This is a genomic window from Neisseria sp. P0021.S007 (assembly GCF_051956855.1).
Window position 1 is genome coordinate 1 of the sequence record NZ_JBQCXA010000004.1, and the last position, 11,687, is coordinate 11,687.

The following is an 11,687-nucleotide window of genomic DNA, read 5'->3' on the forward strand; positions in this document are numbered from 1 at the left end:
AAATGGCTTGGTAAGAAGGGCCGCCGCCGCGACCTACGCTGCCACCGCGGCCGTGGAACAGGCGCATGCGGACATCGTATTTTTTGAAGAGTTCGACCAAGCCCAACTCTGCCTGATACAGACACCATGAGCTGGTAACGTAGCCGCCGTCTTTGTTGGAGTCGGAGTAGCCGAGCATGATTTCTTGAATGTTGCCGCGGCTTTCGAGCAGGGCATCATACCAGTCGAGGCGGAACATGGTTTCCATGACCGGACAGGCGTTTTCGAGCGCTTCGATGGTTTCAAATAGAGGCACGATATTGATGCGGCTGTGCGGTTTGCCGTTTTCCACCACCAACAGGCCGCTTTCTTTCAGCAGCAATGCCAAGGCGAGCAGGTCGCTGGGTTGTTCGCAGTTGGAAATAATGCTTTGTGTGACGGCATCTTCGCCAAATTCGTCTTTAATTTTGCGCGCTTCGTTGAAAATCGCCAGTTCGTGGCGGGTATGGTCGCTGTATGTGATGAACGGGCTGTACAGCGGACGTTGATGGCTCAATTCGCGCAACAGGGCGGCTTGTTTTTGCTCTTCGTTCAGGCTGTTGTAGTCTTCCAAGCCTGCGTGTTGGAAAAGCTCGGCAACCACATCGGCGTGTTTGCCTGCGTGTTGGCGCAGGTCGAGCGGCATCATGTGGAAGCCGAACACGGACACGCTGCGGATAATGTCGGACAGACGGCCTTCTGCCAGCAGTTGGCTGCCGTTTTCGTGGAGCGAGCGTTGCAGTTTTTTCAGGTCGTTGAGGAACTCTTCGACCGTGGCATAAGGCTCGAGGAAGCCGAATTTGCAGCCCATGCCCAAACCGAGTGAGCGTGCCTTGCCCATGGCGCGTGCCATGATGTAGGCGATGGCGCGGCGGTAGGGTTCTTCGGTGCGGGCGATTTCTTCGTCAGGCGAGAGGGCGGCCAGTGCCATCACGTCGTCGTTGACTTTGACGCGGCGGATGGAGAGCGGCAATTCGCGGTAAAGTTTGTCGAGTTCGCCGCGATAAAAACGGAACACTGCGTCGGCATGCCGTCTGAACGCAAAACGCAAGGTTTCGGCAGAGACGAACGGGTTGCCGTCACGGTCGCCGCCTATCCAGCCGCCGATTTTGAGGATGTTCGGAACGCGGACGCCGGGATAGGCCGTCTGAAAATCGCGTTCCATCGTGCGGTAGAGCTTGGGCAGGGCTTCAAAGAAGCTCATCGGGAAGATGGATACACCGTTGTTGATCTCGTCGTTGACGCTAAGTTTGTGGCGGCGCGTTTCGCTGGTCTGCCACAAGCCCAAAAGCACGGTGTCGATTTCGCGGCGCAACTGAGCCAGCGCATCAGGATTAGTGCAGCGTTCGCGTTGCGGCAGCAGCGCGCGGATGCGGCGGTTGAAGCTCAAGACGGTTTGGCGTTGCACTTCGGTCGGGTGCGCGGTTAAAACGGCGGTAACGACTGTATTGTCCAGTTGTTGTTGCAACGCTTTGCCGTTGACTTTTCCGGCTTTGAGTTTACGCACGGTTTCCGTCAGGCTGCCTTCGGCACTGTTGTGTCCGGCCTCTTCGTGGATTTGGCGGCGGCGTTCGTGGTGCACGTCTTCGGCGATGTTCAAAATCTGTGCGAACAGGCCGCAGGCCAAGGTTAAATCGTGGGTTTGTTGTTCGTCCAATTGCGGCAACACCTTCTCAATCAGGGCAGCGCTGTCGTCTGAAGTCGATAATAACTTAACGGTTTCGACCACCAAAGGCGACGCTTCCTCATGCAGCAGATTGAAAAGAGACTGTTTTAAAAATTCCGCATCCGCCGCCAGAGCGGCATCTTTTGGATTATTTAAGATATGCAGTTGCATGATTTTTCTCTTATTTAAATGTTAATTTGGGTGTATCGTGAATCCATTGTATAGCAAATTTTTGTAAACTGCCAATGCTGCCGTCCGATACATTTCAAACCGGAAAACAGCCGTCCGTATCCGCTGCGTGGTCGCTGTCTGTAAAATGCCGTAAAATATTGCCCATCAAAACAGAGGCGAGAAACCCATGATTGAATTTCCCAACCAGCCCGATTTTCCTGAACAACACACCGCCGTCGCCGTCGGCACCGTCAACATGAGCCAGCAGGCGATACGGGTGTTGATAGAGAATGCCACCGAAAAGGCAAGTATCCTGACCATCGCCCGCGTTGCCGCCATTCAGAGCATCAAACAGACCGCCAACCTGATTCCGCTGCACCTGCCCGGACGCATCATCGGCGTGCAGGTTGATTTCGATATTAACGTTGAGCTGGCCTGCCTGAAGGCCACGCTAACCGTCCAAGCGAACAGCAACGGCAGCATTGCCACCGAAGCCCTGACCGGCCTCAATTTGGCGCTCTTGAGCGTTTACGACATGATGAAAGACGTTGACCGCAATATGATGCTCAGCGGAATCCGCCTGGAATCCGAAACCAGCAGTGAAGGCCGTCCTTTCCTGTTTGACAACGCATACGAAAATATTAATTTCTAAACCATTCAGGCCGTCTGAACGTTGGATTTCAGACGGCCTTATTATTATGATGAACGATCAACAACTCCTGCGGTTCAGCCGCCATATTCTGCTTGACGAAATCGGTATCGAAGGCCAAGAAAAACTCTTGGCCGCCCATGTGCTTGTTATCGGTTGCGGTGGGTTGGGTGCGGCGGCCTTGCCGTATCTTGCCGCCGCCGGTATCGGCAGCCTGACGATTGCCGATGCCGATACCATCGACGAGACCAACCTTCAACGCCAAATCACGTTTACCGAAGCCGACATCGGTAAAAACAAGGCTTTGGTCATACAAGGCCGTCTGAAACAGATCAACAGCCAAACACACATTACAGCCATTGTCGAATTTCTCGATGAGGCCAAGCTTGTCGAATTGGCAAACGCAGCCGACATCATCCTCGATTGTTCCGACAATTATCCCACGCGCCAAGCGGTCAACCGCGCCGCCGTTGCCACGCGCACGCCTTTGGTTTCCGCCGCGGCCGTCGGCTTTGACGGACAAATTGCTGTGTACCGTCCCGATCTTCCCGATACGCCTTGCTATGCCTGCCTGTTTGACGGCGAACAAGCCAGCGACGGTGCTTGTGCATTGTTTGGCGTTTTTTCGCCATTCGTCGGCGTTATCGGAACGACCCAAGCCGTCGAAGCGCTCAAAGTGCTGATCGGTATCGGTACGCCGTCGCACGGCAAACTTTCTACCTACAACGCGTTGAGCGGAAAATGGCAGCAATACGGGGTGAGACACAATCCCGAATGCCCGGTTTGCGGCGGCCGTTAAAGACAAAAAGTAGGGTAGGGGTTTCAATATTGCCTAAGCCAATCTGCCGGAGCAATCATGCTTATCTTTCATTAAACTTGAAGGAAGGCGTTTCTTCCCTTTTCAGACGGCCTGTGGCACGATATGATTCAATGATTAATAAATTTTTTGAGGCCGTCTGAAAAAGGATAAGGAGAAACCGGCTTAATGAATATTATTCGTGCCTTATTGGTGGTATTGGGTTGCTTGGCTTTGGGCGAGGCAACCGTTTGGATTTTGGGGTTGAAACTGCCGGGCAGTATTGTCGGCATGGCTTTGCTGTTTGCCGCGCTTCAGGCCGGCTGGGTCAAATTGTCTTGGGTGGGAGAGCTGGCAGATATTTTGATGGCAAACCTGACTTTGTTTTTGGTGCCGCCTTGCGTGGCCGTCATCAGCTATTTGGACGTGATTGCAAACGACTGGTTTTCAATTTTGACGGCCACAATCGGCAGTACGATCTGCGTATTGTTGGTGACCGGCAAAGTGCATGAGTGGGTCAGGAGGCGGATGTGATGAATATAGACGGGCTGTTGCGCATGCCCTCGGTCATGCTGTTCCTGACTTTGGCCGTATATGCTTTGGCAGTGCAGATTCGGGCGCGCACGGGGAATGTGCTGTGTAATCCGGTATTGATTAGTACGCTGGTGTTGATGGGGTATTTGAAAGTATTTGCCATCGATTACGAGCTGTACCATTCTGCTTCGCACTTTATTGATTTTTGGTTGAAACCGGCAGTCGTGTTACTGGCCGTGCCGCTTTATCGAAATTGGGACCGTATCCGCAGCCAGTGGTTGCCGGTGGTATTGTCGCAGTTGGCGGGCAGCGTGACAGGCATTGTTACGGGCGTGTATTTCGCCAAATGGCTGGGCGCGTCGCGCGAAGTGGTTTTGTCGTTGGCTTCCAAATCGGTAACCAACCCGATTGCGATTGAAATCACGGCATCGGTCGGCGGTATTCCGGCGATTACGGCGGCAACGGTGATTATTGCTGGGCTTTTTGGACAAATGGCCGGATATAAAGTGTTGAAAGGGACGTTGTATATGCCTTCTTCAGTGGGAATGTCTTTGGGTACGGCCTCACATGCGATGGGTATTGCGGCGTCTTTGGAATACGGCCGCCGTATGGCCGCATATGCCGGCTTGGGCTTGACACTCAACGGCGTGTTGACGGCGATATTGGTGCCTATCTTGATTCCCTTATTGGGTGTATAGCGTTTAGGCCGTCTGAAAATAGTGTAAACAGGAGAAAATGATATGGCTGTAAATTTGACTGAAAAACGTGCAGACGAATTGTTGGAAATCGACGGCATCCGTCTGTTTACAGGTCGCGCGGGCATCAAGCAACAAGACCGCGACGATTTGACGCTGATGGTATTGGGCGGCGGACATACGGTGGGCGCGGTGTTTACGCAAAACCGGTTCTGCGCCGCACCGGTGCATATCGCCAAGTCGCATCTGTTTGACCAAGACGGCGTGTGTGCCTTAGTCATCAATACGGGCAATGCCAATGCGGGTACCGGCGCACAAGGCCGTCTGGACGCGATTAAAGTGTGCGCGGCGGTGGCAGAGCAGGTCGGCTGCCAATCCAATCAGATTATGCCGTTTTCGACCGGCGTGATTTTGGAGCCGCTGCCTGTGGATAAAATCGTGGCCGCTTTGCCGCAAGTGCGCCCTGCATTCTGGTCGGACGCGGCGCGTGCCATCATGACGACGGATACTGTGCCGAAAGCCGCTTCACGCACAGGCTTGGTCGGCGAAAAACACACAGTCCGCGCCACCGGCATCTCCAAAGGCTCGGGCATGATTCATCCGAATATGGCGACCATGTTGTCGTTTATCGCCACTGATGCCAAAGTGTCCCAACCGATTTTGCAGCTGATGACCCAAGAAATCGCAGACGAAAGTTTCAATACGATTACCGTGGACGGCGACACCAGCACCAACGACAGCTTCGTGATTATGGCGACAGGCCGTTGCGGTCAGAGCGAAATCGACAATACCGCCGATCCGCGCTATGCGCAGCTCAAAGCATTGCTCGGTTCGCTGGCTTTGGAATTGGCGCAGGCGATTGTCCGTGATGGCGAGGGCGCGACCAAGTTCATCACGGTTGAAGTACAAAACGCGAAAACCCGCGAAGAGGCGCGCAAAGTGGCTTATGCCGTCGCCCATTCGCCTTTGGTAAAAACTGCTTTCTTTGCCTCCGACCCGAATTTGGGCCGTCTGTTGGCAGCCGTCGGCTATGCCGGTATTGAAGACTTGGACGTCGATGCTTTGAAAATGTGGCTGGATGACGTGTTGGTGGCTGAAAACGGCGGCCGTGCGGAAAGCTATACCGAAGAAGCAGGACAAGCCGTGATGAATCGTCCGGAAATTACCGTCCGCATCGATTTGCAACGCGGCGATACGACGGCGGCCGTCTATACCTGCGATTTGTCGCACGAGTATGTGTCGATTAACGCGGATTACCGTTCTTAAAAACCTTTATCCTTGTTTTCAGACGGCCTTTGAGAAAAGTATCAAGGCCGTCTGAACACATTGACTGCGTGCCTATTATGAAATTTCCACAGACTTGGGCGGCGCGCCTCGCCCACAAAATCCGCCAAACCAAACGCCTGTCGAAAAAGAGCATTGCCTTTCTGTTTTTGCTGGCAGGATCGGCACTGGTTGCCCTGACGGCTTTGATGTTTGCGTACTTGGCGGATTTGGCTTTGGAATGGAACGCTTTGTTGGTGGGAAAATATCCATGGTTTGCGTGGGTGGCCTTGCCGCTGGGTTTGCCGCTTTTGGCGTGGTTTACGCGCAAATTTGCGCCGTACACTTCCGGCAGCGGTATTCCGCAAGTCATCGCTTCGTTGTCTTTGCCGTATGGCGCGCAGAAAACCCGTCTGATTCGTCTGGGCGAAACCTTTTTTAAAATTCCGCTGACGTTTTTGGGCATGATTTTGGGGGCATCGATCGGCAGGGAAGGGCCGTCTGTACAAGTGGGTGCGGCGGTCATGAACGCTTGGGGCGCCTGGTGTAAAAAGCACGGGCTGGCGTTTAGGGGCATGCAGGAAAACGATTTGATTGCCGCAGGTGCGGCCGGCGGTTTGGCAGCGGCGTTTAACGCACCTTTGGCCGGCGTGGTGTTTGCCATCGAAGAATTGGGGCGCGGCGTGATTTTGCGTTGGGAACGCCAAATCCTGATGGGCGTGTTGGCAGCCGGTTTCATTCAAGTGGCGATACAGGGCAACAACCCGTATTTTTCAGGGTTTCAAGGGCATGAGCTGCCAAACATGCTGATGTGGGCCGCGGTGTCGGGCATCGTCTGCGGCGTGGCTGGCGGATTGTTCGGCAGCTTTTTGTATCGCGGCGCGGCGGCATTCGCACCGGTACGCTGGCGCAGTTTCATCCGCCGTCATTTGTTGGTGGTCGCTTTTGTAATGGGTATCTTGTTGGCGTTGCTCGGTACGTTTTATCAAGGTAAAACCTATGGTACGGGTTATCACGAAGCCGCAGCCGCTCTTAAAGGCGCATATGAAGCGCCGTTCGGCTTGGCTGCCGCAAAATGGGCGGCGACCGTGTTCAGCTACTGGGCAGGCATTCCCGGCGGTATCTTCACGCCGTCTTTAACCATTGGTGCGATGATAGGCGAACACATGGCTTCTTTCGCGCAACTGGGCGACGCGTCCAATGTCGCGGTTTTGCTCTGCATGGCCGCGTTCCTTGCCGCCGCAACCCAATCGCCGTTGACCGCTGCCGTAGTGGTAATGGAAATGACGGGCGGACAGAATTTGTTGTTTTGGATGTTGCTGACTTGCATCTTCGCTTCGCAAGTCTCGCGCCAATTCTCGCCGCATCCGTTTTATCACGCCGCAGGTCTGCGCTTCAGACGGCATATCGAAGCCGAAAGCGGACATGTTCCGCATGAGAAAAAAGAATAGATAGGCATATAAAAGGCCGTCTGAAAACTAAATTTCAGACGGCCTTTTATATGCCGTTTAAAGCTGTATTACGGTTTACTTAAACAGCAAAATCAGTAGCAAAACAACCGCAATCACAGCCAACCACAGGCTTTGGCGTTGCTGTACTTTGACCAGATGCACATAGGCATCGCGCATTTCCTGTTGGCGGTTTTCATCAACCAACGCACTGATTTTGCGCGGCAGGGAAGGGATGATTTGCGCCCAGTCGGGAGCTTCGTTTTTGAGGTTGCGCCAAAGGGCTTTGGGGCCGACCTGTTCGTTCATCCAACGCACCAAAAACGGTTTGGCGGTTTTCCACAAGTCCAAATCGGGATCGAGTTGGCGGCCTAAGCCTTCGATGTTGAGCAGCGTTTTTTGCAGCAATACCAGCTGCGGTTGGATTTCGACATTGAAGCGACGGCTGACTTCAAACAGGCGCATCAGTACCAAGCCGAAGGAAATTTGCGAAATCGGTTTGTTGAACACCGGTTCGCACACGGCGCGGACAGCCGCTTCCAATTCTTCCGCGCGCGTGTCGGCAGGCACCCAGCCCGATTCGATGTGGGCGGTAGCGACGCGGTGGTAATCGCGGTTGAAGAATGCGAGGAAGTTGATGGCGAGATAGCGTTTGTCGTAGTCGGTCAGCGTGCCGACGATGCCGAAATCGAGGGCAATGTAGCGGTTGTCGGCGGCGACCAAAATATTGCCGGGGTGCATATCCGCATGGAAAAAGCCGTCGCGGAAAACTTGCGTGAAGAAGATTTCCACGCCGTAATCGGCAAGTTTGTGCAAATCAATGCCGTCGGCTTTGAGTTTGGCAATATCGGATACCGGAGTGCCGTCCATCCATTCGATGGTCAGCACGTCGCTGGTGCAGTAGTCGTAAAACACCTTCGGCACAATCAGCATATCGCTGTTTTGGAAATTGCGACCGAGCTGGCTGGCATTGGCGGCTTCGCGCATCAAGTCCAATTCGTCGTGCAGGTATTTGTCAAATTCGGCCACTACTTCGCGCGGCTTCAAACGCTTGCCGTCTGAAAACAAACGCTCCACCCAGCCTGCACCAAAGCGCATCAGCGACAAATCCTGTTCGATAACGGGCAAAAGGTTGGGGCGCAAGACTTTCACGGCGACCTGTTCGCCCGAATGCAGGTGGGCTTTGTGTACTTGGGCGATGGACGCGCTGGCGACAGGCTCTGTTTCAAATTCCGCGTATAAAGTGTCGATGGATTGTCCCAGTGATTTTTCGATTTGCGAGCGTGAAAGTTGCGCGTCAAACGGCGGCACTTTGTCTTGCAGCCTTGCCAGTTCGACCGCGTAATCGTGCGGAATCAAATCGGGACGCGTGGACAATACCTGCCCGAATTTGATGAAAATCGGCCCCAGGCTTTCCAACGCCAAACGCAGGCGCACGGCAGGCATTTCGTGTTTGAACTTGGACGACTGCGGCAGCATATTGAGGAAAGTCCGCGCCCAACCCGGACGGACCAGCGAGGCAATCAGCTCGGTAAGGCGGTAGCGGTAGAGCGTGCAGAGGATGGTTTTGATGCGTTTGAGGCGGTTCATGATGGACGCAGATAAATCGAAAAAACAGAATTATATAGGAAAAACGGGTAAGGGCTTCAGACGGCCTGAGACTTTTGCAAAAACATTTGCCGCATAGCTAACAATTTTATAAAGGCTCAAGTTTTGCCTCCCCAATAAAAAGACGGATATTCACATCATAAATATTCGTCGGCTACTTGCCCAAACTGCCGATTCAAGACATAATCGGGAAATGTGCAGGAGAGTGTTACACCCAACTACAATGTAACCACCGAAGGCGCAGACACCCTTAAATCGCTCAGGTATCAGGGACTGCACATTGAAACAAACAATCTGGAGAGCGGCGTTTGAATAACGTCCACCGAAGGGGAGAAGGCCGTCTGAACCACCATTCAGACAACCGCGCAAAGCAGTGAGCAGACTGGTTTGCCATCATGCGGATACGGCCGAAAATCTCAGGTTCAAGGACAGATAGGGTCATCCGCGCATAGGTGCGCGGGCGGCATCTGAACAAAAAATCCGGAGAAACTTGAGAATGACTGCTCTGAAAACCACCCCATTTCATCAAGCCCATCAAGATGCAGGCGCGAAGCTGGTAGATTTTGCCGGCTGGGAGCTGCCCATCCATTATGGTTCACAAATCGCCGAACACGAAGCCGTGCGCACCGACGCCGGTATGTTTGACGTATCCCATATGCTCGTTACCGACGTAGCAGGCGCAAATGCCAAAGCCTTTTTCCGCAAATTGATTGCCAACGATGTCGCCAAACTCGCTTTTGTCGGCAAAGCCCTTTATTCCGCTTTGCTCAACGACAACGGCGGCGTGATTGACGACTTGATCGTTTACCGCACCAACGAAGCCGAAACACAATACCGCATCGTGTCCAACGGCGCGACCCGTGAAAAAGACACGGCGCAATTCCACAAAGTCGGACAAGAGTTCGGCGTTGCCTTCAATCCTCGCTACGACCTCGGCATGCTCGCCGTACAAGGCCCGAAAGCCATCGAAAAACTCCTGACCGTCAAACCTGAATGGGCAGACGTTATTCACGGCCTCAAACCGTTCCAAGGTGCAGACTTGGGCAATGACTGGTTTGTCGCCCGCACCGGCTATACCGGCGAAGACGGCGTCGAAGTCATCCTGCCCGGCACTGAAGCCGTCGCATTCTTCAAAGCCCTGCAAGCAGCAGGCGTACAGCCTTGCGGCCTCGGCGCACGCGACACCCTGCGCATGGAAGCCGGTATGAACCTCTACGGCAACGATATGGACGACAATACCAGCCCGCTCGAAGCAGGCATGGGTTGGACCGTTGACTTAAAAGACGAAAGCCGCGACTTCGTCGGTAAAGCCGCCTTGCTGGCATTGAAAGAAAAAGGCGTTACCGTGAAACAGGTCGGCCTGTTGCTCGAAAAAGGCGGCATCCTGCGCGCGCATATGGAAGTGTTGACCGACAAAGGCAAAGGCGAAACCACCAGCGGCGTATTCTCGCCAAGCCTGAAGCAATCCATCGCCATCGCGCGCGTACCGAAAGACTTTGACGGCGATACTGCCAAAGTACTGATGCGCGGCAAAGAAGTGGATGTACGCGTATTGAAGCTGCCGTTTGTGCGTAATGGTCAAAAACAGTTTGATTAATATCGGTTCAGACGGCCTTATTTGTTAAGGGCCGTCTGAAAGCAGGTTTTAATTGTCGTCTAATACGGACGTTTGTAGAAAGCATTGAACAAGGCATCTGTGGATATTGATTCATGAAGATGCCGTCTGAAAATAACCCCCTATCAATGGAGTATCAAACCATGAGCAACATCCCAGCAGAACTGAAATACGTTGCCAGCCACGAATGGCTGCGCCTTGAAGAAGACGGTACCATCACTGTCGGCATTACCCATCACGCGCAAGAGCTGTTGGGCGACATCGTGTTTGTCGAGCTGCCTGAAGTCGGCGCAAACCTGGCTGCCGAAGAGCAAGCCGGTGTGGTTGAGTCTGTAAAAGCCGCGTCCGACGTGTACGCGCCGATTGCAGGCGAAGTCGTTGCCGTCAACGAAGATTTGCCAAGCGCTCCGGAAACTGCCAACAGCGATCCTTACGGCGCAGGCTGGTTCTTCAAAATCAAACCTGCCAACCCTGCCGATTACGACGGTCTGTTGACTGCCGAACAATACGCAGGCGAAGTAGCTTGATTTTTGCAAACATCCAAACAGGTTTTGTGCCTGTTTGATATTGCAGGTCTTAGGTCGTCTGAAAAATGCTTTCAGACGGCCTTTGTTTCAATTTTCCCTCAACAAACATGAATTACTGCGAATTTGTCGCCACTCTTCCCGACGATACGGACAACCCCAACCAACATTATCACGACACGCAATACGGTTTTCCGATTGAGGATGACAATGAATTGTTTGAGCGGCTGGTGTTGGAAATCAATCAGGCAGGATTGAGCTGGACGCTGATGCTGAAGAAGCAACGGGCATTTCAGACGGCATTTAAAGGTTTCGACATCGATACGGTCGCCGCATTTGACGAAGCCGAAATTGAGCGGCTGCTTGCCGATGCAGGCATCGTCCGCAACCGCCTGAAAATCAACGCAGCCATTTATAACGCGCGACAAATCAAGCAAATACGGCAAGAATACGGCTCATTCAAAAACTGGTTGGATACACACCATCCGCTCGACAAGGCTGAATGGGTGAAGCTGTTTAAAAAACATTTCAAATTTGTCGGCGGCGAAATCGTCGGCGAATTTCTGATGAGTACCGGCTACCTGCCCGGCGCGCATGTGGAAACCTGTCCGGTTTATAGGGAAATATTGGCATGTCGTCCAAAGTGGGCGGAGGCCGTCTGAAACAACATCTGCAAGAAAAAACAGTGTTGATATCGATA

11 protein-coding genes and 1 riboswitch are annotated in these 11,687 nt (G+C 53.3%); of the genes, 9 read left to right on the plus strand and 2 right to left on the minus strand.

The genetic code is table 11. The features are described 5' to 3' along the window. A partial coding sequence (locus ACTHUR_RS06530) for a phosphoenolpyruvate carboxylase (RefSeq protein WP_440398543.1) occupies positions 1–1,855 on the minus strand: 1,855 nt, incomplete at its 3' end. Positions 1,856–2,042: 187 nt separating this feature from the next. Between ACTHUR_RS06530 and ACTHUR_RS06535 the strand changes: the two genes are divergently transcribed. The 6 genes from ACTHUR_RS06535 (at position 2,043) to ACTHUR_RS06560 (ending at position 7,243) form a co-directional block, all read left to right on the plus strand. Next, on the plus strand, positions 2,043–2,507 hold the full coding sequence (locus tag ACTHUR_RS06535) for a cyclic pyranopterin monophosphate synthase MoaC (RefSeq protein ID WP_004519536.1): 465 nt from the start codon (positions 2,043–2,045) through the stop codon (positions 2,505–2,507). Positions 2,508–2,556: 49 nt separating this feature from the next. Then, positions 2,557–3,303 carry a HesA/MoeB/ThiF family protein gene (locus tag ACTHUR_RS06540; protein WP_440361219.1) on the plus strand — a complete coding sequence of 249 codons (747 nt, stop codon included), beginning with the start codon at positions 2,557–2,559 and terminating at the stop codon, positions 3,301–3,303. 186 nt (positions 3,304–3,489) lie between these two features. Then, positions 3,490–3,834, plus strand: a complete 345-nt coding sequence (locus ACTHUR_RS06545) for a CidA/LrgA family protein (protein WP_049328555.1) — start codon at positions 3,490–3,492, stop codon at positions 3,832–3,834. Further along, positions 3,834–4,532, plus strand: a complete 699-nt coding sequence (locus tag ACTHUR_RS06550) for an LrgB family protein (protein ID WP_440361218.1) — start codon at positions 3,834–3,836, stop codon at positions 4,530–4,532. The genes ACTHUR_RS06545 and ACTHUR_RS06550 overlap by 1 nt, the downstream gene beginning before the upstream one ends. 42 nt (positions 4,533–4,574) lie before the next feature. Further along, entirely contained in the window at positions 4,575–5,795 is a 1,221-nt protein-coding gene (gene argJ, locus ACTHUR_RS06555; protein WP_004519540.1) for a bifunctional glutamate N-acetyltransferase/amino-acid acetyltransferase ArgJ, read from the plus strand. A gap of 77 nt (positions 5,796–5,872) precedes the next feature. Next, positions 5,873–7,243, plus strand: a complete 1,371-nt coding sequence (locus tag ACTHUR_RS06560; RefSeq protein WP_004519541.1) for a chloride channel protein — start codon at positions 5,873–5,875, stop codon at positions 7,241–7,243. A gap of 75 nt (positions 7,244–7,318) precedes the next feature. On the opposite strand, the gene ubiB is transcribed toward ACTHUR_RS06560, so the two are convergent. Beyond that, positions 7,319–8,830 carry a ubiquinone biosynthesis regulatory protein kinase UbiB gene (ubiB, locus tag ACTHUR_RS06565; protein WP_049336409.1) on the minus strand — a complete coding sequence of 504 codons (1,512 nt, stop codon included), beginning with the start codon at positions 8,828–8,830 and terminating at the stop codon, positions 7,319–7,321. 206 nt (positions 8,831–9,036) lie between these two features. Continuing rightward, positions 9,037–9,134: riboswitch (glycine riboswitch) on the plus strand. A gap of 210 nt (positions 9,135–9,344) precedes the next feature. Between ubiB and gcvT the strand changes: the two genes are divergently transcribed. The 3 genes from gcvT (at position 9,345) to ACTHUR_RS06580 (ending at position 11,649) form a co-directional block, all read left to right on the plus strand. Next, on the plus strand, positions 9,345–10,445 hold the full coding sequence (gcvT, locus tag ACTHUR_RS06570; protein WP_004519543.1) for a glycine cleavage system aminomethyltransferase GcvT: 1,101 nt from the start codon (positions 9,345–9,347) through the stop codon (positions 10,443–10,445). A 146-nt stretch (positions 10,446–10,591) separates the two neighbouring features. Further along, positions 10,592–10,990: a glycine cleavage system protein GcvH gene (gene gcvH, locus ACTHUR_RS06575; protein ID WP_036492952.1), complete on the plus strand. Its 399-nt coding sequence runs from the start codon at positions 10,592–10,594 to the stop codon at positions 10,988–10,990. A gap of 107 nt (positions 10,991–11,097) precedes the next feature. After that, on the plus strand, positions 11,098–11,649 hold the full coding sequence (locus ACTHUR_RS06580; protein WP_049336411.1) for a DNA-3-methyladenine glycosylase I: 552 nt from the start codon (positions 11,098–11,100) through the stop codon (positions 11,647–11,649). The last annotated feature ends 38 nt before the right edge of the window (positions 11,650–11,687 follow it).